The 23,032-nt window shown below is 71.2% G+C and carries 16 protein-coding genes; 10 read left to right on the forward strand and 6 right to left on the reverse strand.

Going from position 1 to position 23,032, the window contains the following annotated elements; translation table 11 throughout:
* Positions 1 to 96: 96 nt before the first annotated feature.
* Positions 97 to 1,116 carry a zinc-dependent alcohol dehydrogenase family protein gene (locus AB8998_RS28510; protein ID WP_369741233.1) on the forward strand — a complete coding sequence of 340 codons (1,020 nt, stop codon included), beginning with the start codon at positions 97 to 99 and terminating at the stop codon, positions 1,114 to 1,116.
* Between the two features lie 15 nt (positions 1,117 to 1,131).
* Here AB8998_RS28510 and AB8998_RS28515 read toward each other — a convergent pair whose 3' ends face one another.
* The 5 genes from AB8998_RS28515 to AB8998_RS28535 are packed head-to-tail and all read right to left on the reverse strand — an operon-like array spanning position 1,132 to position 7,355.
* Entirely contained in the window at positions 1,132 to 2,613 is a 1,482-nt protein-coding gene (locus AB8998_RS28515; RefSeq protein WP_369741234.1) for an AMP-binding protein, read from the reverse strand.
* On the reverse strand, positions 2,598 to 3,380 hold the full coding sequence (locus AB8998_RS28520; protein ID WP_369741235.1) for an SDR family NAD(P)-dependent oxidoreductase: 783 nt from the start codon (positions 3,378 to 3,380) through the stop codon (positions 2,598 to 2,600). The genes AB8998_RS28515 and AB8998_RS28520 overlap by 16 nt, the downstream gene beginning before the upstream one ends.
* Entirely contained in the window at positions 3,373 to 4,974 is a 1,602-nt protein-coding gene (locus AB8998_RS28525; protein ID WP_369741811.1) for an AMP-binding protein, read from the reverse strand. The genes AB8998_RS28520 and AB8998_RS28525 overlap by 8 nt, the downstream gene beginning before the upstream one ends.
* 15 nt (positions 4,975 to 4,989) lie before the next feature.
* A complete protein-coding gene (locus AB8998_RS28530; RefSeq protein ID WP_369741236.1) occupies positions 4,990 to 5,739 on the reverse strand; it encodes a GntR family transcriptional regulator in 750 nt (249 codons plus the stop codon).
* Positions 5,739 to 7,355, reverse strand: coding sequence for a Vgb family protein (locus tag AB8998_RS28535; protein WP_369741237.1), 1,617 nt, complete (start codon positions 7,353 to 7,355; stop codon positions 5,739 to 5,741). Before AB8998_RS28535 ends, AB8998_RS28530 begins: the two co-directional genes overlap by 1 nt.
* 232 nt (positions 7,356 to 7,587) lie before the next feature.
* Here AB8998_RS28535 and AB8998_RS28540 point away from each other — a divergent pair, with 232 nt between their 5' ends.
* From AB8998_RS28540 to AB8998_RS28570, 7 genes are read left to right on the forward strand one after another with little or no spacing between them, the layout of a single operon-like run.
* Positions 7,588 to 8,433: an SDR family NAD(P)-dependent oxidoreductase gene (locus AB8998_RS28540; RefSeq protein WP_369741238.1), complete on the forward strand. Its 846-nt coding sequence runs from the start codon at positions 7,588 to 7,590 to the stop codon at positions 8,431 to 8,433.
* A complete protein-coding gene (locus AB8998_RS28545) occupies positions 8,433 to 9,809 on the forward strand; it encodes an aromatic ring-hydroxylating oxygenase subunit alpha (protein WP_369741239.1) in 1,377 nt (458 codons plus the stop codon). Before AB8998_RS28540 ends, AB8998_RS28545 begins: the two co-directional genes overlap by 1 nt.
* A gap of 14 nt (positions 9,810 to 9,823) precedes the next feature.
* Positions 9,824 to 11,686: a flavin-containing monooxygenase gene (locus AB8998_RS28550; RefSeq protein WP_369741240.1), complete on the forward strand. Its 1,863-nt coding sequence runs from the start codon at positions 9,824 to 9,826 to the stop codon at positions 11,684 to 11,686.
* Complete coding sequence (locus AB8998_RS28555) at positions 11,679 to 12,617, forward strand: SDR family NAD(P)-dependent oxidoreductase (protein WP_369741241.1); 939 nt, start codon at positions 11,679 to 11,681, stop codon at positions 12,615 to 12,617. The genes AB8998_RS28550 and AB8998_RS28555 overlap by 8 nt, the downstream gene beginning before the upstream one ends.
* Before the next feature lie 16 nt (positions 12,618 to 12,633).
* A complete protein-coding gene (locus tag AB8998_RS28560) occupies positions 12,634 to 13,827 on the forward strand; it encodes a CaiB/BaiF CoA transferase family protein (RefSeq protein WP_369741812.1) in 1,194 nt (397 codons plus the stop codon).
* Positions 13,828 to 15,534 (forward strand): thiamine pyrophosphate-binding protein, encoded by a 1,707-nt coding sequence (locus AB8998_RS28565; protein WP_369741242.1) that lies wholly within the window; start codon positions 13,828 to 13,830, stop codon positions 15,532 to 15,534.
* Positions 15,535 to 15,549: 15 nt separating this feature from the next.
* A complete protein-coding gene (locus AB8998_RS28570) occupies positions 15,550 to 16,986 on the forward strand; it encodes an aldehyde dehydrogenase family protein (RefSeq protein ID WP_369741243.1) in 1,437 nt (478 codons plus the stop codon).
* A gap of 22 nt (positions 16,987 to 17,008) precedes the next feature.
* Here AB8998_RS28570 and AB8998_RS28575 read toward each other — a convergent pair whose 3' ends face one another.
* Positions 17,009 to 17,470: an SRPBCC family protein gene (locus tag AB8998_RS28575; RefSeq protein WP_369741244.1), complete on the reverse strand. Its 462-nt coding sequence runs from the start codon at positions 17,468 to 17,470 to the stop codon at positions 17,009 to 17,011.
* Positions 17,471 to 17,584: 114 nt separating this feature from the next.
* Between AB8998_RS28575 and AB8998_RS28580 the strand changes: the two genes are divergently transcribed.
* Complete coding sequence (locus tag AB8998_RS28580; RefSeq protein WP_369741245.1) at positions 17,585 to 17,809, forward strand: hypothetical protein; 225 nt, start codon at positions 17,585 to 17,587, stop codon at positions 17,807 to 17,809.
* 331 nt (positions 17,810 to 18,140) lie between these two features.
* Positions 18,141 to 23,030, forward strand: coding sequence for a cation-translocating P-type ATPase (locus AB8998_RS28585; protein WP_369741246.1), 4,890 nt, complete (start codon positions 18,141 to 18,143; stop codon positions 23,028 to 23,030).
* The last annotated feature ends 2 nt before the right edge of the window (positions 23,031 to 23,032 follow it).

A 23,032-nucleotide genomic window follows, 5' to 3' on the forward strand; every position in this document is an offset into this window, starting at 1 on the left:
TTCCGGCAGCCGGCCGCGCACCGCGCCGGGCGGGCGGCGCGCCCCGCGACTAGGGTCGAGACCAATACCGAGCGACCACTCAACGGGAGGCAATCGATGCGTGGTGTGGTGATGCATGCCCCGGGCGACGTGCGGGTCGAAGACCGCGACGATCCCCGGATCGTCCACCCGACGGACGCCATCATCCGGCTGTCGGCGACCTGCATCTGCGGTTCCGACCTGTGGCCCTATCGCGGCGAGGACGAGGTTCATGACGCGCCCATGGGCCACGAGTACGTCGGTGTCGTCGAGGAGGTCGGCAGCGAGGTCCGCACCGTCAAGCCGGGCCAGTTCGTGGTCGGCTCGTTCGTCTCGTCCGACAACACCTGCGAGATCTGCGCGGCCGGCTACCAGAGTCGCTGCGTGCAGGGCGAGCTGATGGGCAACATCGGCACGCAGGCCCAGTACGCCCGCATCCCCCTGGCCGACGGCACGCTGGTAGCCACCCCCGGGATGCCGCCGGAGGCGCTGATCCCCAGCCTGCTGGCCGCCTCCGACGTGCTCGGGACCGGCTGGTTTGCCGCCGTCGCGGCCGACGCCGGCCCCGGCAAGATCGTCACCGTCGTCGGCGACGGGGCGGTCGGGCTGCTCGGGGTGCTGGCCGCGAGGGAACTCGGCGCCGAGCGGATCATCGTGATGAGCCGCCACCGGGATCGCCAGGCGCTGGCCCGCGAATTCGGCGCGACCGACGTCGTGGAGGAACGCGGCGACGAGGGCGTCGCCCGGATCAAGGACCTCACCAACGGCCTCGGCGCCCACAGCGTCATCGAGGCGGTGGGCACCCAGCAGTCGATGACGCAGGCGATCTCGGCGACCCGGCCCGGCGGCCACGTCGGCTTCGTGGGCCTGTCCCACGACGTCAAGCTCCCCGGCGACGAGCTGTTCTTCTCCGCCGTGCACCTGCACGGCGGGCTCGCGCCGGTGCGCCGGTTCCTGCCCGAGCTGATCAGGTTGATCTGGAACGGCCAGATCGACCCGGGCAAGGTGTTCGACCTGAGCCTTCCGCTTGCCGAGGCCGCCGCGGGGTACCAGGCGATGGACGAGCGGCGCGCGATCAAGGTCCTGCTCACCGTGTGACGGCCGCGGCGCCGGTCACCGCAGCGTCGCGCGCAGTTCGCGCTTGAGCACCTTGCCGTAGCTGTTCTTCGGCAACTCGTCGACGAATTCGTAGCGCTTGGGCCGTTTGAAGCGCGCGATGCGCCGCAGCAGATGCGCGTCCAACTCGGCGGGGTCGGCCGCGCCGACGATGAAGGCGACCACCACCTCGCCCCACTCGGCGTCGGGTGCGCCCACCACGCACGCCTCCGACACCGCGGGATGCTCGAGCAGCATCTCCTCCACCTCCCGCGGGTAGATGTTCGTTCCGCCGCTGATCACGACGTCCTTGGACCGGTCGCGCAGGGTGAGGAACCCGCGGGCATCGAAGGAGCCCAGGTCGCCGGTGTAGAGCCAGCCGTCGCGCAGCGTGGCGCGGGTCGCGGCGGGGTCTTCCCAGTAGCCGCACATGACGGCGTCGCCGCGGCACACGATCTCCCCGACCTCACCGGCCGGCGCCGGTCGGCCGTCGGCGCGCAGCACCGCGACCTGCATGCCCGAGCGGGCATAGCCGACCGAGCCCAGCACGGCGTCATCGCCGGATTCGTGGTCGGCGCGGCGCAGGCCGGTGATGGTCATCGGCGACTCGCCCTGCCCGTAGATCTGCGCGAAGACCGGCCCGAACGCCGCCATCGCCCCCTTGAGGGTCTCGACGTACATCGGCCCGCCGCCGTAGACGATCGTCGCCAGGTTGGCCGGGCGGGGGCGGCCGGTCCGGATCAGGCGCTGCACCATCGTCGGCGCCAGGAACGCGCTGCAGGCGGGGTGGTGCCCGCACAGGTCCAGGAACTCGCCGGGATCGAAGCCTTCGGACTCGGGCACCACCTGGCGGGCCGCGCGCAGCACGTACGGCACGACGTAGAGGCCCGAGCCGTGCGACATCGGTGCCGCGTGCACGAGGCTGCCGTTCTCGGTGGGGGCGTCGATGTCGGCCAGGTGCGCGACGGCCATCGCCGTCAGGTTGCGGTGCGACAGGATCGCGCCCTTGGGCCGGCCGGTGGTTCCGCTGGTGTAGAACAGCCACGCCGGCGTCGACGGTTCGGTGTGCGGCGGTGCCACCGGGGCGGACCCGAGTCGACGCGAATAAGCCTCGGAGCCAATGGTTTCGACGGGCCTGCTGGTGCCGGAGCCGAGTGCGGCGCCGATCGTGGGTGAGGCGAACACCTGCGACGCACCGGCGTCGTCGAGGATCAGCGCCATCTCGCGCTCGTGCAGCTTGTAGTTGACCGGGACGACGACGCACCCGGCCGCCCAGATGCCGAACATCAGCTCGACGATCTCCGGCCGGTTGTGGGTCGCGATCGCGATCCGGGCGCCCGCACCGTGCTGTTGCCGGATCGAGCCGGCGATGCGTAATGCCCGGTCGCGCAGGTCGTTCCACGTGCAGACCCGGCGTTGCCCGTGATACACCGCCCCGCGGTCGGGGAACCGGTTCGCGGTCTGGTCGAGCACCCCGAAGAGGTTCACCGCCCGATCCACCGGGACGACAGCGCGAACTCCGACAGGTACTTGGTGGAACTCCAGCCGCCGTCGACGACGATCGTCTGCCCGTTGATGAAGCTTCCCGCCGGCGAGCACAGGAACGCGACGGTGCCGGCGATGTCGTCGATGCTGCCCAGGCGTTGGTGCGGCGTCATCTCGACGTTGATCTTGCGAAACCGCTCGTCCTGCAGGCGTTTCTCGACCATAGGCGTCTGCGTCACACCGGGCGCGACGGCGTTGCAGCGGATGCCGGAGGCCCCGTACTGACAGGCGATGTGGGTGGTCAGCGCGGTCAGCCCGCCCTTGGCCGCCGAGTAGGCGCCGCCGCGCAGCCCGCCGATTACGGCGAACGTCGACGTGACGTTGACGATCGCCGATCCGGGGCCCATGTGGGGCAGCACGTCGCGCGCGAGCCGGAACGGGGCGCGCAGCATCAGTCCCAGGAAGTGGTCCAGGGTTTCGTCGTCGGTCTCGTGCAGCGGTTTCGGGCTGCCGACTCCGGCGTTGTTGACCAGGAAATCGACATGGCCCCAACGGGACACGGCGAGGTCGACGATGCGGCGCGGCGCGTCGTCGCGGGTCAGGTCGACGGCGAGGGTCGCGACCCGCTCGGGATCGCCGACCGCGTCGGCCAGCGCGGCCAGCCGGGTCTCGTCGCGGCCGGTGCCGACGACCGCCATTCCCATCTCGGCCAGTTTCGTGGCACATCCGAAGCCGATCCCGCTGCTGGCTCCCGTGACGATCGCGACCTGCATCTCACCCATTCTGTGTGACCTCCGTCAAAGCCGCCCGGATCCGGTGTTTGAGGACCTTTCCGGCGTCGTTCTTCGGCAGGGCATCCCAGACGACCACCTGTTCGGGCGCCTTGAATTTCGCCACGCCCTTGCTCACCAACAGCGACAGCAGGCTCGCGACGTCCGGGAGCCCGGCGCCCGCCGCGACGATCACCGCGCAGGCCCGCTCGCCGGTGCGCTCGTCGGGCAGCCCGACGACCGCGATCTCGGCGATGCCGGGGTGGTCGGCGAGCAGGTCCTCGACCTCCTTGGCCGAGATGTTCTCGCCGTTGCGGATGATGACGTCCTTGGCGCGCCCGGTCACGACGAGGTACCGCCGGTCGTCGGCCCAGCGCCCGAGGTCACCGGTGCGGAAGAACCCCGCGTCGTCGAAGCAGCCTTCCTCGTCCTCGGCGCAGCGGTACCCGAGCAGCATCTGCGGGCCGCGCACGCAGATCTCCCCCTCCCCGGCCGGGGCGCTCGCGTGGGCGGCGAGCTCGACCTCGGCGATGCCGGGCCTGCCGTCGGTGGCCGCGGCGCGATCGGCTTCGTCCGGCCGGGGCGCGCCGACCGTCGCGACGGGGACTTCCGTGCAGCCGTACACCCGGGTGACCACCGCCCGGTCGAAATAGCTTGCGGCGCTCCGGATCAACGACGGAGCCACGGAGGCGCCGCCGCAGACGAACACCTTCAGGTCGGGCAGCCGCGTGCCGGCGCGCTCGGCGGCGGACAGCAGCTGCTGCAGAAACGGTGTGGCCCCGGCCATGTGGGTGCACCGCTCGGCGTCCATCAGCGCCACCGCCGCCGCGGAATCCCACCGCTCCATCAGCACCGCCGTCGTGCCCAGCAGCAGCGGGCATTCGAACGCGTAGATCGAGCCGCCGATGTGGGCGATCGGCGACGGCACCAGGAACGTGTCGCCCGGGTCGATGCTCCAGTGGTCGCGCAGCTGGCAGATCAGCGCGTGGATCGAATTATGGCTGTGCAGGACGCCTTTGGGCCGCCCGGTGGTGCCGGAGGTGTAGAGCACCATGCGCACGGCGTCGGGATCCAGGTCCGGCAGCTCGGCAGCGCCGGTTGCCGACAGCGCCGCGAACGGCGTGTGGGCGCCGGCGTCGCCGCGCAGCACCACCACTTCGGGCGGTGCGCTCATCGCCGCGGTCACGCGGTCGAGCATCGCCGCGTAGTCGTGGCCGCCGAAGCGGTGCGGCACGAAGATCAGCGCGGCGCCCGCGTCCTCGAGGATGAAGCGCAGCTCGTGGTCGCGCAGCGACGGCAGGATCGGGTTCACCACCATCCCGGCCAGCGTCGCGCCCAGGTAGATGACGGCGGCCTCGTGCCAGTTCGGCAGCATGAACGACACCACGCTGCCCACCGGCGCGCGCTCCAGCAGGGCGGCCGCCAACCCGCGGGCCCGCGCGTGCAGCGTGCCGCAGTCCACTCGTACGCCGTTGTCCACCAGGACCGTCCGCTCCGGCGAGGTGTCCGCGGCGGCGCGCAGCGCGTCGGCGAGGGTGGTGCGCACCCACAGGCCACGCCGGTAGGCCTCGGCCGCGCGGGCCGGGTCGCGGCGGGCGGGGGTGATCACCGTCGCATCACCTCAGCCGGCCTGGCCGTTCACCCGGCGCATCGTGATGGCGTAGCGGAACTTCGAGGACAGGTGGGTGTTGATCGTCACCTGGGCGACGTCGCCCTCGGAGGTCCGGTAGGTGCGCCGCATCTGCAGCGCCGCGGTGCCCGCCTCGACCCCGAGGCCGTCGGCCTGCTCGGGCGAGAGCAGGACCGCGGCGATCTCCTGGTGCAGCTCGGCGACGCTCACCCCGAACAGGTCCTCGATCAGCGGGAAGATCGGCCCGGTGTGGCGCTGCAGCAGTCGGCCGACCGCGGCGAAGTCGCGGCTGATGTAGTACTCCGTGCGGCACAGGGGCGCCGACGCGCCCTCGGCCCGCCGGTAACCGCGCACCGACAGCCACTGCGTGCCGGCCCCGAGCCCGGTCCGCGCGGCAAGGTCGTCGTCGATCGTCACCATGGCGTTGGACTCGATGCTCAGGTGCGCACCGGACGCGAACGCGAGCAGGTCGTCGATCGACATCGCATCCTGCGCATAGGAACTCGACGCCGGCCGGGGAACGACGCGGGTGCCCGCCCGCGGTCGCGACGCCACCAGGTTGTCCTCGCGCAACCGGCGTATCGCCTCGCGAACGGTGTAGCGGCTCACCGCGAACCGCTCGCAGAGCTGGTGTTCGGTCGGCAGCTGGGAGCCCACCGGGTACACCCCGTCGACGATCTCCTTGCGCAGCGTGCGCGCGATCTGCAGGTAGCGGTGGTCGTTCGAGACGGCTTGCGGCATCAGCGGAGGTCCCGGGACGGGCGCAGGGCCAGGACGCTGCCGTCGCCGTCGGCCGAGACGAACAGCGTGCCGTCGGCCGCGGCGGCGATGCCCGCGAACGGGCCCTGCGGTCCGGAGAACGGCGGCATGCCCTTGAGCGGCTTGGGTTCCACCCCGGCGGGCGGGCCGATCGGCAGCCCGGCGGCGAGGGTGCGGCGAACCCGGGTGTCCAGGTCGAACGCGATCACCTCCTTGGCCCCGGCGTCGACGATGTAGAGCACGCCGTCGCGCACCGAAAGGCCCTGGGGGCGTCGCAGATCGGCGACCAACGTGCCTAACCCGCCGGCGTGGACCACGCGTCCGGCGCCGGATTCCGCGACCAGGCACGTGCCGTCCGGGGCGATCGCGACGCCGACCGGGTCGTGCAGGCCGGTCGCCAGCACCTCGACGCGGCCCGCGGCCCACGACAGCACCCGCCCGGTGCCCAGCTCGGCGAACACCACTGCGCCGGAGCCGAGCGCGACGCCGTACAGCTGGTCGAAACCGTCGGCCAGCACTTCGGTTTCGCTCGCGGCGGGCCGGTAGCGGCTGAGGTGACCGCCCGAGGTCGTCACCACGAACTCGCCCGGACCGCTCGCCGCGACGCCACGCACGAAGCCGGGGTAGCCGGGGCTGAACAGCATCCCCACCGTCTGCAGGGCTCCGTCGGGTGCGACCGCATAGAAATACGTGCCGTCGGCGACGTAGAGCCGCCCGTCGTGCCCGACGGTCAGGTCCAGCGGCCAGTTGAGCCCGCCGGGCAGTACCGTCCGCGTCGCGCCGTCCGGCGCGATCTCGGTGATCTCGCCGGTGAAGTTGGACGCCAGCACCTTCTGACCGACCAGCGTGCAGTTGTCCAGGCCCGGGCTCAGCTGGGCCAGCAGCTTCCGCTCGCCGGTGCGGGGATCGATGCGCAGCACCTGGCCGCTGGCCACCTGGGTCGAGACGATGTGGCCCCGCGCGTCGAACTTGACGGCGTCGGGGACGCCGAGATCGGCCGCGACACACTGCGGCTGGCCGCCCTCGGGGTCGACGCGCCAGATCGCGTTGGCGCCCATCACCGGGAAGTACAGCAGCCCGTCGGGACCCACCTCCATCGCGTTGGGCGACGGCACGTTCTCCAGCAGCACCCGCGGTGGCCCGCCGCCCGGGTCGAGTTCCAGCAGGCGCCCACCCTCGCGGCATTCCCCGACGAACAACCGGCCCCGATGAACGGTGATGCCGTTGGCCGACGGGATGTCGTCGCGCAGCACCCGGGTGCGCCCGGCGGTGTCGAGCATGCTGACCCGGCCGTCCATCACCTCGGTGGCGTAGAGGTTGCCGTCGGCGTCGAAGGCGACGTCGTCGGGCGCGACGATGTCGCCGCCCCTGGCGCTCACGGTCGACAGGTGGCCGCTGCCGGGATCCAGCGCGCTGATCTGGCTGCCGGTCACCTGCGCGATGTAGACCCGGCCGTCCGGGCCGGTGCGCAGGCCGTTGGCGCCGAACAGGCGGCTGGCGGCGGTCACCCGCTCGAGTCGCCAGCCATCCGCGACCTCGACCGGGTGCGCCCCGGCATCGAAGGGGGCGTATCGCGATGGCGCCGCCGCGCTGGTCATGGTCTCGCCGGGATCCTTCCCTTCGACCCGCAAGTGCCTGTTCGGGCTGGACGCTATCAAGCCGGGCTAGTCCAGACAATAGCTTCTCTGGGCGCGGCGAACGGCCTTGACAGCACTGTCCAGCGATGGGAATAGTGTTCTCCTAAGGGCAGAATCCAATTTATTGTCCGGACAAGGTCGTGGGGCAGCGCGTTGCGGACAGTGCCGGTGTCCGCGGCTGGGAAAGCAGGTCATGGCGGATCTTCTCGGGCTCGACGGTCGCATCGTGGTGGTGTCCGGCGCCGGCGGCGGTGGCATCGGCACGGCTGTCACGCAGCTGGCCGCCGAGGCGGGGGCCACCGTGATCGCGGTGAGCCGCTCGCAGGACAACCTCGACGAGCACGTCGCTCCGCTGGCGCGCCACGGCCTGCCCGTCGTGGCCGTGGCGGCCGACGCGTCCACCGACGAGGGCATCGCCACCGTGATGGACCGGGCGCGGCGCACCGACGGCGACCTCTACGGGCTGGTCAACGTCGCCGGCGGCGCCGCACCGTCTACGTGGATGCCGGCGACCCGGGTGAACCGCGGCGACTGGCGCGAGATCTTCACCGCCAACCTCGAGACGGCATTCTTCATGAGCCGCGCGGTGGCCGCCGAGCTCCTCGCGCAGCAGCTGCCCGGGTCGATCGTGTCGCTCTCCTCGATCAGCGGCTTGAACACCGCGCCGTTCCACATCGCCTACGGGACCGCCAAGGCCGCCGTCGTCGCGATGACCCGCACCATGGCGCTCGAGCTGGCCCAGGCCGGGATTCGGGTGAACGCGGTGGCGCCGGGCGTCACCGAGACTGCCGCCTCGCGCACCTACGTCGACGAGGACCCGGGGCGGGACCGGCAGGCGATCGCGATGGGACGGCGCGGGCGGCCCGAGGAACAGGCCCGCGCGATCCTGTTCCTGCTCTCGGAAATGTCGAGCTACGTCACCGGGCAGGTCCTGCTCGTCGACGGCGGGCTCGACCTCAAATGGAGCCACCTGGGCGCCGACAACACCTCGCTGTTCCTCAAGGACGAATCCTTCCGCGCCGCCATCAGGAGGATGTGATGACCGATCTTGCCAGCAATGCCGCTGCGGCCGAGGAGCTTTCACAGCCGATGACGATCGGCGTCGAAGCCTACGTCAGCGTGGACTACGCGCGCGCCGAGCGCGACAAGCTGTGGCGCAAGGTCTGGCAACAGGTCGGCCGCGTCGAGGAGATCCCCGAGGTCGGCAGCTACCTGACCTACGACATCCTCGACGACTCGATCATCGTGGTGCGCACCGGGCCCAACGAATTTCGCGCCCACCACAACGTCTGCATGCACCGTGGCCGCCGGCTGATCGACACCCCCGCCGGCGCCAAGAACGCCTGCGGGCGCGCCCGCAAGTCGTTCGTCTGCGGCTTCCACGGCTGGACCTACGGCCTGGACGGGACCTGCACGCACATCCGCGAACAGGACGACTGGAAGGGGGCGCTGACCCCCGACAACACCCGGTTGCGGCCGGTCCACGTCGACACCTGGGGCGGGTGGCTGTGGATCAACATGGACCCCGACTGCGAGCCGCTGGCCGACTACCTGTTCCCCGCCGCAAAGATTCTCGACCCATTCGGGCTGGAGAACATGCGCTACAAGTGGCGCAAGTGGCTGCACTTCGACTGCAACTGGAAGGTCGCGCTGGAGGCCTTCAACGAGACCTACCACGTCTTCACCACCCACCCCGAGTTCAACAAGTTCGGGGAGTTCAAGGGCTGGGCCAAGGCGCAGGGCAAACACAGCAACATCGGCTACGACGCCCCCGACGACCTCGCGGCCACCAAGTCCAAGATCCGCCTCGGCACGGGCGCCGATCCCCGCGTCTCGACCGCCCAGATGCAGATCTACACGATGGAGGAGACCAACACCTCGACCACCGAGACGCTGGTGAACGCCGCCAAACGACTGGTCGACGAGCTGCCCGAGGGCACACCGGCAGACAAGGTCCTCGAGCACTGGCTGGCATCCGCGCGCCGCGACGACGCGGCCCGCGGCGTGATCTGGCCGACGATTCCCGCCGACATCCTCGGGCAGGCGGGCACCGCTTGGCAGATCTTCCCGAACTTCCAGATCGGCCAGGGTCTGACGGTTGCGCTGTGCTACAGCGCCCGCCCAGACCCCGGCTACGACCCGAACAAATGCATCTTCGAGGTCTCGGTGTTCGAGTTGTACCCCAAAGGCGAAGAGCCGCACACACAGTGGCAGTACACCCCGGCCGACGACCCGCGGTGGCTGTCGGTTCTGCCGCAAGACTTCTCGAACATGGCCGCCGTGCAGCAGGGCATGAAATCCCTCGGCTTCGGCGGCACCAAGCCCAACCCCTACCGCGAACGCAGCACCGTGAACCTGCACTATCAGTTGTCGAGGTACATGGGCACCGGTGCGCCCCAGCCCCTTTCCGACTAGGAGCACCCACCGGCATGATCACTCCCGACAACCGCTGCGGCCCCACCCAGACTCCCGACGACATCGACATCGACGCGCTGCGCGCGAAATACCGGCACGAGCGCGACAAGCGGCTGCGCCCGGAGGGCTCCAAGCAGTATCTGGAACTCAAGGACGACTACGCCGAATTCGCCGAGATCGATCCCCACACGCCGGTGACGCCACGGATGCCGATCGACGAGAACATCGAGGTGGCCGTCCTCGGTGGCGGCTTCAGCGGGTTGCTGGCCGGCGCATATCTCAAGAAGGCCGGCGTCGACGACGTGCACATCATCGAGATGGGCGGGGACTTCGGCGGGGTTTGGTACTGGAATCGCTTCCCCGGAATCCAGTGCGACAACGACGCCTACTGCTACATCCCGATGTGCGAAGAACTCGACTACGTGCCGTCGAAGAAGTTCGCCGACGGGTCCGAGATCTACGAGCACTGCCGCCGCATCGCCAAGCATTTCGGGCTCTACGACGGCGCGATCTTGTCCACCCAGGTTCGCACGGCGCGATGGGACGAGCGGATAAAGCGCTGGCGTCTGAGCACCAACCGCGGTGACGACATTCGGGCCCGGTTCGTGGTGATGGCGCAGGGCTCGTTCAACCGGCCGAAACTGCCCGGCATTCCCGGCATCAAGGACTTCAAGGGCCACATGTTCCATTCCGCCCGCTGGGATTATGACTACACGGGCGGGGATGCCAACGGCGGACTGCACAAGCTGCACGACAAGCGGGTCGCGCTCGTCGGCACCGGGGCGACCGGCGTGCAGCTGGTCCCGCACCTGGGCCGGGACTCCCGGCACCTCTACGTGTTTCAGCGCACACCGTCATCGGTGGACCTGCGCGGCAACGAGCCGACCGACCCGCGGTGGGCGGCTGCACTGCGGCCCGGCTGGCAGGAGGAACGCAAGCGCAACTTTCACCGCTGGTCACCGCTGGGTGACGGGGTGGTGTTCGACGAGCCGGACATGGTCTGCGACTTCTGGACCGAACTGGGGCGCAACCTGACCGCGCGCGTCGCGGCCGCCGAGGATCCGGCGGCCCTGACCGTCGAGCAGATCATGGCGATGCGCGAAGAGGAGGATTACAAGCTGATGGAGCGGCTGCGGCGACGCGTCGCCGCAGTCGTGCAGGACCCGGAGACCGCCGAGGCGCTCAAACCGTACTACCGGTTCATGTGCAAGCGGCCCTGCAGCAACGACGAATACCTGCCGACGTTCAATCGCCCGAACGTCACCCTGGTCGACGTGTCGGAATCCAGAGGCGTGGAACGGCTCACCGAGAACGGGATCGTCGCGGGCGGCATCGAGTACCACGTCGATTGCATCGTATTCGCGAGCGGTTTCGAGATCACCACCGACATCGGTCGCCGGTACGCGGTCGAGGCGATCGAGGGCCGCGGGGGCCTGTCGCTCTTCGATCACTGGCGCGACGGCTACAAGTCACTGCACGGGATGACCAGCCGGGGCTTCCCCAACCAGTTCTTCACCGGCTTCATCCAGGGCGGCGTCGCGGGCAACACCACCGCCATGCTCGAGCAGCAGGCCGAGCACATCGCCTACATCATCTCCCAGGCGGTGGCGCGCGGCGCGAATACGGTCGAGCCGAGCCAGGAAGCCCAGGACAACTGGATCAAGACGATCCGCGAAACCTCGATAGACGGAACGGAATTCGCGATCTCCTGCACGCCCGGCTATTACAACAACGAGGGCGGCGGTGGCGGCGAGGGCATCCGCTCGGCCATCGGCGATCCCTACATGCCGGGCTTCTACGCGTTCGACGACCTGCTCAGGGAATGGCGCGCCAAGGGTGACCTGGACGGCCTAGAGCTCGAGAACGCAGATGAGTGAAGTGAGTTCCCTGGACTTCGAGGGCAGGGTGGCGGTCGTCACCGGGGGCGGCCGCGGGCTCGGCCGCGCCTATGCCACGTTGCTCGCGTCGCGGGGCGCCAAGGTCGTGGTCAACGACCCCGGGGGCAACCTCAGCGGTGACGGCGCCGATGCCGCTCCGGCCGCCGATGTGGTGCGTGAGATCCACGCCGCCGGCGGTCAGGCGGTCGCCAGCACGGACTCGGTGGCCACCGCCGCCGGCGGCAAGGCGATCGTCGACGCAGCGCTCGACACCTACGGCCGCCTCGACATCCTGGTGCACAACGCCGGCAACGTCCGTCGCGGCTCGCTGAAGGAGCTGAGCTACGAGGACTTCGAGGCCGTGCTCGACGTGCATCTTCGCGGCGCGTTCCACGTCGTGCGGCCGGCGTTTCCCCGCATGTGCGACGCCGGGTACGGACGGATCGTGCTCACCTCATCGATCGGCGGCCTGTACGGCAACCACGGGGTGGCCAACTACGCGGCCGCCAAGGCCGGGGTGATCGGGCTGTCCAGCGTCGCGGCGCTCGAGGGCGCCGCCCAGGGCGTCACGTCCAACGTGATCGTCCCGGCCGCGGTGACCCGGATGGCCGCCGGCATCGACGTCTCGGCCTATCCCCCGATGGATCCCGAACTCGTTGCGCCCGTGGTGGGTTGGCTCGTGCACGAATCGTGCTCGGTCAGCGGCGAGATCTTCGTCGCCCTGGCGGGCCGGGTGGCGCGCGCGGTGATCGCCGAGACCCCGGGCGTGTACCGCCCGTCGTGGACGGTCGAGGACGTCGGCGAACACCTGGAAGCGATCCGGCGCGCGGAGGTGCCGCTGATCTTCCCGGTTCTGCCCGACGGCCACGCCGACCACATCCGCTACAGCTTCGACCTGGCGCACCGCGGTCAGGGGGCGTTGCATGGCTAGCCCGCCGGCGGGCCCGCTGGCCACGGTGCGTGTGATCGACCTGACCGCCATGGTGATGGGCCCGTACTGCACCCAGATCATGGCCGACATGGGTGCCGACGTGATCAAAATCGAACCGCCCCGAGGCGACGACACCCGCTACGTCTCGGTCGGCCCGGCGCCGGGCATGAGCGGGGTGTTCGTCAACGTCAACCGGGGCAAGCGCAGCGTCGTGCTGGACCTGCGCACCGACGCCGGCGCGGCCGCGCTGCGGGCGCTGGTCGAAACAGCCGACGTGTTCATCCACTCCATGCGCGCCAAGGCGATCGCCCGGCTCGGCTTCGGCTACGACGACGTCGCCGCGATCAACCCGGCGATCGTCTACACCAACTGCTACGGGTACGGCCGTCGCGGACCCGACCGGGACCGGCCCGCCTACGACGACACGATCCAGGCCGAATGCGGCCTGCCTGCGGTGCAACAGCAGCTGACCGGCGAGGCCGACTACGTGGGAACGATCATGGCCGACAAGGTCGCCGGGCTGACCGCGCTGTACGCGACGACCATGGCGCTGTTCCACCGCGAGCGCACCGGGGAGGGCCAGGAGGTCGAGGTCGCCATGTTCGAGACGATGGCCTCGTTCATGCTCGTCGAACACGCAAACGGTGCGCTGTTCGACCCGCCGCTGGGGCCCGCGGTGTATCCGCGCACCGTGGCGCCCAACCGCCGTCCGTACCGCACCAGCGACGGCCACATCGCCGCCCTGATCTATAACGACAAGCACTGGAACGCGTTCGTCGACGCAGTGCGGCCGCCGTGGGCCGGTGAGCGCTACGCCACGCTGCAGCAGCGCGCGCGCGAGATCGACGCCGTCTACGGCCTGCTGGCCGAGACGTTGAAGGAGCGCACGACCGGGGAATGGCTGACGCTGTTCCGCGAGCTCGAGATCCCCGCGGCGCCGCTGAACACCCCCGGTGCGCTGTACGACAACCCGCACCTCAACGCCGTCGGCATGTTCGAGACCGTGCAGACCCCGCACGGGCCGGTGCGCTTCCCGGGCGTGCCGGCCTGGTTCTCCCGGACACCGGGCCGCGTGGCGGGGCCCGCGCCCGAACTGGGCGCCCACACCGAAGAAGTGTTCGCCGAAATCGGCGCGAGCAGACGCGGAATCGCACGAGATGCCCTGCCACAGTGCGATTCTGTGGCTGTTCGCGACGGAAAGGAGCTCTAGATGGCTGTCCCGGTGTACAAACGCATCCTCGACCTGTTCGAGGCCGAGGGCGTCAACACATTGTTCGGAATCCCCGACCCCAACTTCGTGCACATGTTCCTCGAGGCGGACGCTCGCGGGTGGTCGGTGGTCGCACCCCACCACGAGTTGAGCGCGGGCTTCATGGCCGAGGCGGCGTCGCGGATGACGGGCAGGCCCGGCCTGTGCGTCGGCACGCTCGGCCCCGGAATGGCCAACATCGCGGGGGCGATCCAGTGCGCGAAGGTGGAGAACTCGCCGGTGATCTTCCTCGGCGGTCAGCGGGCCCGCATCACCGAGCGCCGGGTCCGGCGCGGCCGCATCCAGTTCGTCCGGCAGGAACCGCTCTTCGCGCCGTCGGTCAAGTACAGCGCCTCCATCGAGTACGCCGACCAGACCGACGAGATCGTCCACGAGGCGATCCGCCGGGCCATGTCCGGCACACCCGGCCCGGCCTACATCGAGTACCCCTCGCACGTCATCCTCGAAGAGCTCGACGTCGCGGATCCGCTACCGCCCCGGCGGTACCGGCTCGTCGAGCAGACCGCCGGCGAGCGCGAGGTGGCCGAGGCGGCGAAGCTGATCCGGGACGCGGCGAGCCCGATCCTGTTGGTGGGGCACGGGGTCCACACCTCGCGCACCGGTGCCTCGGTCCGGGAGCTGGCCGACCTCATGGCCTGCCCGGTGATCCAGACCTCCGGTGGCACGTCGTTCATCGAGGGTCTGCAGGACCGCACCTTTTCGTACGGATTCTCGCCGGCGGCCGTCGAGGCGGTGGTCACCTCGGACTTGTGCGTCGCGCTCGGCACGGAGCTCGGCGAACCGAGCCACTACGGCCGCACCCGCCACTGGGCGCAGAACGACGCAACACGCAAATGGGTTCTGGTCGAACAGGATCCGGTGGCCATCGGTGTCAACCGTCCCATCGACGTTCCCCTGGTCGGCGATCTTCGCGGTGTGGTGCCCCAGCTGGTCGACGCGCTGCGGGACAGCCCGCGCACACCGTCGGCCGACCTGGACCGCTGGATCAACCAGGACGCGGCGGAGCTGGCTCAGCTCGCCGAGAGCGCGCCGACGGGCCGCACCCCGATCCACCCGGCGCGGTTCGTCGTCGAGGCCACGCGAGCGTTCCCGCCCGACGGCATCATGGTCCGCGACGGCGGGGCGACCGTCATCTTTCAGTGGACCTACTCGCAGGCCAAACCGCGCGACGTCATCTGGAACCAGAACTTCGGCCATCTGGGCACCGGCCTGCCGTACGCGATCGGGGCGTCGGTCGCCGAGGGGGGCAAGCGCCCGGTGATGCTGCTGACCAGCGATTCGGCCTTCCTCTTCCACATCGCCGAGCTGGAAACGGCGGCGCGGCAGAATCTTCCGCTGGTGTGCGTGGTGGGCGTCGACCACCAGTGGGGCCTCGAGGTCGGGGTCTACAAGCGCACGTTCGCCCAGCCCTCCGCGCAGCCGGGTGTGCACTGGAGCAAGGACGTCCGCCTCGACAAGGTCGCCGAGGGTTTCGGCTGCCACGGCGAGTACGTGGAGAAGGAGGAGGAGATCGGCCCGGCGATCGAGCGGGCGTACGCGAGCGGCAAGACCGCCGTCGTCCACGTCTGCATCGACCCCAAGGCCAATTCCGAGGAGATGCCCAAGTACGACGAATTCCGCACCTGGTACGCCGAAGGCACCCAGTAGGAGAAGGAGGATCTGATGCGCGAATACCTGGATTTCTACATCGACGGCCGGTGGGTCGGTCCGGTGCGGCCCAACCCGTTCGACGTCGAGAACCCGGCGACCGAGCGGGTCGCCGGGAAGATCTCGCTCGGCTCGGCCGCCGACGTGGACGTGGCGGTCGCGGCCGCCCGGCGCGCCTTCGCCGGCTGGTCGCAGACCAGCCGCGAGCAGCGCCTCGAGCTGCTGAAGGCCATCCTCGCCGAATACGGCAAGCGCGCAGGCGATCTCGCCGACGCCGTCACCGAGGAGATCGGCGCACCGCCGTCGCTGGCGGCGGGTCCGCAGGTCGGGCTCGGGCTCGCGCACCTGGCCACCGCCATCGACGTGCTGAAGAACTTCGCGTTCTCCGAGCAACACGGCGCGACGCTGCTGGCCCGGGAGCCCATCGGCGTCTGCGGGCTGATCACGCCGTGGAACTGGCCGATCAACCAGATCGCGGTCAAGGTGTACCCCGCGCTGGCGACGGGCTGCACGATGATCCTCAAACCGTCGGAGGTCGCGCCGTTCTCGGCCTGCGTCTTCGCCGAGATCCTGGACGCCGCCGGCGTGCCGGCCGGGGTGTTCAACCTGGTCAACGGCGACGGCCCGGGCGTGGGCATGGCGCTGGCCGGCCATCCCGACATCGACATGGTTTCCTTCACCGGCTCGACGCGCGCCGGCGTCGAGGTCGCGAAGAACGCCGCCCCGACGGTCAAGCGGGTGACCCAGGAGCTCGGCGGCAAGAGCCCCAACATCGTGCTCGACGACGCGGGCTTCGCTGACGGCGTGCGCGCCGGGGTGGCCAACATGATGCCCAATTCCGGGCAGAGCTGTAACGCGCCGTCGCGCATGTTGGTGCCGAACTCGCGCATGGACGAGGCCGTCGCCATCGCGCGGGAGGTCGCCGGCCAGGTGCGGGTGGGCGACCCCGACGACAAGACCGCGATCGGGCCCGTGGCGTCGCGGGCGCAGTTCGACAAGGTGCAGCGGCTGATCCAGACCGGCGTCGACGAGGGCGCGACGGTCGTCGCCGGCGGCCCCGGCCGGCCCGACGGCCTGGACACGGGCTACTACGTGCGGCCCACCGTATTCGCCGGCGTCACCAACGACATGACGATCGCGCGCGAGGAGATCTTCGGTCCGGTGCTGTGCATGCTCGGCTACGACGACCTAGACCATGCCGTCGCGCTGGCCAACGACACCGACTACGGCCTGGCCGGCTACGTCTCGGGGGCCGACCTCGACACGGCGCGCGCCGTGGCGCGCAGGATCCGGGCGGGGTGGGTGACCATCAACCACGCCTTCGACCTGAATGCGCCGTTCGGCGGCTACAAGCGCAGCGGCAACGGCCGGGAGTGGAGCTCGTTCGGGTTCCACGAGTACCTGGAGGTCAAGAGCATCCTGGGCTACGCGCCCGACAAATCCGCCCAGTAGTCCCGGCGAGAGCGGCTGTCGCTCACGCGGATTCGAAGTGGCGCCGGATACCGGCCAGCATCGCGGTGTGCGCTTTGACCGCTTCGCGCGTCGTCACCGGGGCCAGCGGCCGCGGCGCCCTGATGCGGATGCGCTCGGTGAGCCGGGTGCCGCCGCCGGCCGGCTCGAAGCTCACCGTTCCCCGCAGCCGCACCCCGGGGGACTGGTCGGCCTCGGTCCGCACGTCGCCGTCGGCCGGCACGTGCAGCGTCGCCCGGTAGGTGATCCGCAACGTCAACGGCCCCAGCGGGATCCGGTCGACCACGCGATAGCCCTGGCGGTAGCCGTCGGGGGTGTCGACGCGCGGCCCGGCCACCACGGACACGATCAGCGGATGCACGACCTTGATGTTGTCCAGGTCGACGTAGAAGTCGCGGACCCGATCCGGTGCGGCGGGCACCTGTTCGGACAGCGTCCGCTCGGCGTGGGCGAACCACCAACTCATGGGTGACAACCTATCCCGGCGCGGGCGGCCGGCACGCGCGAAGGCCGCCGCGCCGCCAAGGTTCCCGCCGGCGGCGTATTCCCTCACCCGCGGAATTGACCTAACGTGTCATGAATGGAGCCAGATGGAACTCCGGAGTCGGTGCCGGTCGAGAAATTGCACTCGGGCGACCCGATCATCGATTGTGGTCAGCGCTACATCGTTCTCGAATCCAAAACCCTCGGCGAGGGTTGCGTGGTCCTCGAGCTGGAGTCCAGGGTGGACCACCACCTGCAGGTCATCGAGAAGACCTTCCCGGCGGGGTACCAGGTCGGACGCTCGAACCACCGGTATCTGTAGGCCCGATTTCCCGGGCCGGGCAGCGCGTGCCGTATTCCTGCCGCCACTCCATTTCCTCTGACGCCCAGGCCATTTCAGGAGGCGATCACGCCATCGGGGCCTCCTGAACCCCGGCCACGCGCCCGTGCTCCACGTTTCGCCCTCCGGCGAACCCGGTAAGCTTTCCGGAAGTGAAGCGATTCGACACGCCGGTGACCGCGCGATTCCCGGGCCGCCGCAGTCATCGGTGTCATCGCCCGGCCTCGGTCCCGCGCAGTCCCGCGCACCTGTGGACAGGCTCCCGGCACGCCAGGATCATTAGGCGCGGTAGACGTGATCGAAGGGTGACGGAATGAGGATTCCCGGTGTGGCCGGCATCATCGCCGGTGTGACCGGCGGAGCCGCGGAGGTCCTCCGAGCCGGCGTCTCCACCGCGGCCGGCGCCGTGGGCGCGGTGCAGATGCTGACCAGTCCGGTCACCGAACTGGCCGGTCCCGTGATGCAGTCGATGGCGCAGACGACGGGCCGGGCGATCGGCATGGGCAGTGCCTCCTCCAACGGTTCGGCGAACCACGCCATGCCGCAGGTGCGCTGGCAGAGCGGGCGCCGGGTGCACCTCGACCTCGACCCGCTGCTGCCGTTCCCCAGCTGGCACGAGCACGCGCCGGTCGTCGAGGAGCCGGTGCGCAGGATCCCCGGCGTGGCCACGGCCCACGTGGAGGGGGCCCTGGGCCGGCTGGTGGTCGAACTGGACAGCGACGCCGACTGCGACGCGGTCCTCGACGAGGTGCGCCGCACGGTCTCCCGCGTGGCCGAGGACCTGACCCTGGCCGGGGCGCGACCGGCCACCCGCACCGCACCGTTCGCCGACCCGGGCAACCCGCTGGCGATCCTGGTGCCCCTGACGGCCGCGGCGATGGACGTCGCCGCGATCGGTGCCGCGGTCACCGGCTGGGTGGGCCGGCTGCCCGTCGCGCCGCGCAGCGCGCGCGCCGCGTCGGCCCTGCTGAACCATCAGCCCCGGATCGTCTCGGTCCTGGAGTCGCGGCTGGGCCGCGTCGGCACCGACGTTTTGCTCAGCGCCTCGGCGGCGGTGTCCAACGGGCTGACCCAGGCGATCGGCACGCCGATGCTGGACCTGGCGCAACGCAGCCTGCAGATCTCCGAGGCGGCGGCACACCGGCAGCGCTGGCGTGAGCGCGAGCCCGAGCTCGCCTCGCCGCGGCGGCCGCAGGCCCCGGTGGTGCCCGTCATCTCGTCGGCCGGACCCAAATCGCAGGCCCTGCGCCACAACTCGGCGGCCGCGGCCGCCGGTGAGGCGTCCCACGTCATGGTCGGCGGCGCCGTCGACGCCGCCATCGACACCGCGAAGGGTTCGATGGCCGGGCCCGTCGAGGAGTACGCGGACCAGGCCGCCAACGCGTCGCTGATCGCCGCGGCGACCGCCTTGCTGGCCGGCGGTGGCACCGAGGACGCCGCCGGCGCGCTGCTGGCCGGGGTGCCCAGAGCCGCCCACATGGGCCGCCAGACGTTCGCCGCGGTGCTGGGCCGCGGGCTGGCCAACGCCGGGCAGCTGATCCTCGACCCCGGGGCCCTGCGCCGGCTGGACCGGGTCAAGGTCGTCGTCATCGACGGGGCGGCGCTGCGCGGCGACCACCGCGCCGTGCTGCGGGCGCACGGGGACATGCCAGGCTGGGACGACGACCGGGTCTACGAGGTCGCCGACGCGCTGCTGCACGCCGAACAGCCGCCCGAACCCGACCCCGACGAGCTGCCGGCCACCGGGGCGCGGCTGCGCCGGGTGCCCACCCAGGGCCCGTCGGCGGCGCCGGCCCAGGGCCTCGAGCACGCCGACCTCGTCGTCGACGGCGAGATCGTCGGCAGCATCGACGTGGGCTGGGAGGTCGATCCCTTCGCGATCCCGCTGCTGCAGACCGCGCACCGCACCGGCGCCCGGGTGGTGCTGCGCCACGTCGCGGGCACCGAGGACCTCACCGCCAGCGTCGCCGTGACCCACCCGCCGGGCACGCCGTTGCTGAAGCTGGTGCGCGAACTGCGCAGCGACCGCGGGCCGGTGTTGCTGATCACCGCGCTGCACCCGGATTTCGCCTCGACCGACACGCTGGCGGCGCTGGCCGTCGCCGACGTCGGCGTCGCCCTCGACGATCCCCACGCCGCGACACCGTGGACCGCGGACATCATCACCGGCACCGATCTGGCCGCGGCGGTGCGGATCCTGTCCGCGTTGCCGATCGCCCGCGAGGCCACCGAATCGTCGGTGCGCCTCGCCAAGGGCGGCAGCACCCTGGCCGGGCTGCTGCTGGTGACCGGCGACCCGCGGGCCACCACCAACCCCCTGGCGTTGCAGCGCTGGCTCAACCCGGTCAACGCCGCGGCCGCGGCCGCGCTGGTGCAGGGCGCGTTCTCGGCCACCCGGGTGCTGCGCCAGCCCGTGCCCACCCCCCAACCGCTGACCGCCTGGCACGCACTGGATCCCGAGATCGTCTACTCCCGGCTGTCCAGCCGCACCCGGCCGCTGGCCATCGAGCCCGGCATCGCGCCGTGGCAACGCGTGCTCGACGACCTGTCCTACAACCCGGCGCTGGCGCCGCTGCGGGGGCCGGCGGCCCAGCTGGGGCGGCTGTTGTCCGCCACCCGGGCCGAGCTCGCCGACCCGTTGACGCCGATCCTGGCGGTGGGCGCGGCGGCGTCGGCGATCGTCGGCAGCAACATCGACGCGCTGCTGGTCGCGGGCGTGATGACCGCCAACGCGATCGTCGGCGGGATGCAGCGGTTGCGGGCCGAGGCGGCCGTGGCCGAGCTGTTCGCCGAACAGGACCAGCTCGCGCGCCGCGTCGTCCTTCCCACGATGGCGACGTCGCAGCGGCGGCTGGCGGCGCGCTCCGCACCGCGCACGGCGACGGTGAGCGCCAAGTCGCTGCGCCCGGGCGACGTGATCGACCTGGTCGCCCCCGAGGTGGTGCCCGCGGATGCGCGCCTGCTGGTGGCCGAGGACCTCGAAGTCGACGAGTCCTTCCTCACCGGCGAGTCGCTGCCGGTCGACAAGCAGGTCGACCCCGTCGCCGTCACCGATCCCGACCGGGCCAGCATGCTGTTCGAGGGCAGCACCATCGTCGCCGGGCGCGCCCGGGCGATCGTGGTGGCCACCGGCGCCGGCACCGCGGCGCAGCGCGCGATCTCGGCCATCGCCGATGTCGAGTCGGCGGCCGGGGTGCAGGCGCGGTTGCGGGAGTTGACCAGCAAGGTGCTGCCGCTGACGCTGGCCGGCGGCGCCGCGGTGACCGGTTTGGCGTTGGTGCACAAGGGATCGCTGCGTCAGGCCGTGGCCGACGGCGTCGCGATCGCGGTGGCCGCGGTCCCCGAGGGCCTGCCGCTGGTGGCCACCCTCGCCCAACTGGCCGCCGCCCAGCGGTTGTCCCGGCGCGGGGCGCTGGTGCGCACCCCGCGCGCGGTCGAGGCGCTGGGCCGGGTCCAGACGGTGTGCTTCGACAAGACCGGCACGCTCACCGAGAACCAGCTGCGGGTGGTGCGCAGCGTCCCGCACGAAGTCGCCGTCGACGGCGAGTTGCCCGCGGCGACCGACCCGCGGGCCGCGGCGGTGCTGCGGGCGGCCGCCCGCAGCAGCACCCAGCCGCAGAACGGGCAGGGGCACGCGCACGCCACCGACGAGGCCATCCTCACCGCCGCGAAGTCCCTGAACGGGCAAGGCGATTCGGAGTGGACGCTGCTCGCCGAGGTGCCGTTCGAGTCCAGCCGCGGCTATGCCGCCGCGATCGGGACCGTGGGCGCCGACGCGGAGCCGACGCTGGTGGTCAAGGGCGCCCCCGAGGAGATCCTGCCGCGCTGCCGCTTCGCCGACGCCGACGCCGGCCTCGACCACGCCGAGGCCCTGGTCCTGCGCCTGGCCGAGCAGGGCCTGCGCGTGCTGGCGGTGGCGCAACGCCGTTGGGAGCACGGGACGAGCGAGGACGACACCGACGCCGACGCGGTCGACGCGGCCGCGCACGACCTCGAGGTGATCGGCTACGTCGGTCTGGCCGACACCGCGCGCGAATCCGCGCGGCCGCTGATCGAGGCCCTGATCGCCGCCCGCCGCCGGGTGGTGCTGATCACCGGCGACCATCCGGTCACCGCGCGGGCCATCGCGCGTCAGCTGGGGCTGCCATCGGACGCGCGGGAGATCACCGGCGCCGAACTCGCCGCCCTCGACGAGGAGGCCCGGGCCAAGGTCGCCGCCGACGTCCAGGTCTTCGCCCGCGTCAGCCCCGAACAGAAGGTGCAGATCGTCGCGGCGCTGCAGGCCTGCGGGCAGGTCACCGCGATGGTCGGGGACGGGGCCAACGACGCCGCCGCCATCCGGATGGCCGACGTGGGCATCGGGGTGAGCGGCCGGGGCTCGTCGGCCGCCCGCGGGGCCGCAGACATCGTGTTGACCGAGAGCGACCTCGGCGTGTTGCTCGACGCCCTGGTCGAGGGCCGCGGCATGTGGGGCGGTGTCCGGGATGCGGTGGGCATCCTGGTCGGCGGCAACGTCGGCGAGGTGCTCTTCACCATCATCGGCACGGCGCTGGGCACGGGCCGGGCGCCGGTGGGCACCCGCCAGCTGTTGCTGGTCAACCTGCTCACCGACATGTTCCCCGCGCTCGCGGTGGCGGTCACGCCGCAATACCCCCAGCCCGACGAGGCCGACGAAGCGGCCGGCGCCGTGGCCGACACCGACGCCGAGGAACTGCATCGCGCCTTCCAGCGGGCCGCCCTGGCGGGACCGGCGCCGTCGCTCGACGCGCCGCTGCTGCGCCAGATCGTCACCCGCGGCGCCGTCACCGCCGCCGGCGCGACGGCGGCGTGGGGCATCGGGCGCTACACCTTCGGCACCGAACGGCGCACGGCCACAATGGGTTTGACCGCGCTGGTGACGACGCAGCTGGCGCAGACCCTGTTGACGCGTCGCCACAGTCCGCTGGTGCTGGGCACGGCGCTGGGCAGCGCGGGCGTGCTGGTGGCCATCGTGCAGACCCCCGGCGTCAGCCACTTCTTCGGTTGCACCCCGCTGGGACCGGTGGCGTGGAGCGGCGTCATCGGCGCCACGGCCGGCGCGACCGCCGTCTCGGTGCTGGCACCCAACTGGCTGGCCAGGCGGGTCGCGGCCCTGGAGCCCAAGGCCGCCGAGATCGCTACGCAGATCCCCGGCGTCTGGAATGGCGGCCCGAAGCCGGAATAGAC

This window comes from Mycobacterium sp. HUMS_12744610, assembly GCF_041206865.1.
In the GTDB taxonomy this organism is placed as follows: domain Bacteria; phylum Actinomycetota; class Actinomycetes; order Mycobacteriales; family Mycobacteriaceae; genus Mycobacterium; species Mycobacterium servetii.

Excerpts from the sequence above, each read along its gene's own strand:
- AB8998_RS28510 (WP_369741233.1), top strand. The coding sequence starts at position 97 with ATGCGTGGTGTGGTGATGCATGCCCCGGGCGACGTGCGGGTCGAAGAC.
- AB8998_RS28520 (WP_369741235.1), bottom strand. The coding sequence starts at position 3,380 with ATGGGTGAGATGCAGGTCGCGATCGTCACGGGAGCCAGCAGCGGGATC.
- AB8998_RS28530 (WP_369741236.1), bottom strand. The coding sequence starts at position 5,739 with ATGCCGCAAGCCGTCTCGAACGACCACCGCTACCTGCAGATCGCGCGC.
- AB8998_RS28535 (WP_369741237.1), bottom strand. The coding sequence starts at position 7,355 with ATGACCAGCGCGGCGGCGCCATCGCGATACGCCCCCTTCGATGCCGGG.
- AB8998_RS28540 (WP_369741238.1), top strand. The coding sequence starts at position 7,588 with ATGGCGGATCTTCTCGGGCTCGACGGTCGCATCGTGGTGGTGTCCGGC.
- AB8998_RS28545 (WP_369741239.1), top strand. The coding sequence starts at position 8,433 with ATGACCGATCTTGCCAGCAATGCCGCTGCGGCCGAGGAGCTTTCACAG.
- AB8998_RS28550 (WP_369741240.1), top strand. The coding sequence starts at position 9,824 with ATGATCACTCCCGACAACCGCTGCGGCCCCACCCAGACTCCCGACGAC.
- AB8998_RS28555 (WP_369741241.1), top strand. The coding sequence starts at position 11,679 with ATGAGTGAAGTGAGTTCCCTGGACTTCGAGGGCAGGGTGGCGGTCGTC.
- AB8998_RS28565 (WP_369741242.1), top strand. The coding sequence starts at position 13,828 with ATGGCTGTCCCGGTGTACAAACGCATCCTCGACCTGTTCGAGGCCGAG.
- AB8998_RS28570 (WP_369741243.1), top strand. The coding sequence starts at position 15,550 with ATGCGCGAATACCTGGATTTCTACATCGACGGCCGGTGGGTCGGTCCG.
- AB8998_RS28575 (WP_369741244.1), bottom strand. The coding sequence starts at position 17,470 with ATGAGTTGGTGGTTCGCCCACGCCGAGCGGACGCTGTCCGAACAGGTG.
- AB8998_RS28580 (WP_369741245.1), top strand. The coding sequence starts at position 17,585 with ATGGAGCCAGATGGAACTCCGGAGTCGGTGCCGGTCGAGAAATTGCAC.
- AB8998_RS28585 (WP_369741246.1), top strand. The coding sequence starts at position 18,141 with ATGAGGATTCCCGGTGTGGCCGGCATCATCGCCGGTGTGACCGGCGGA.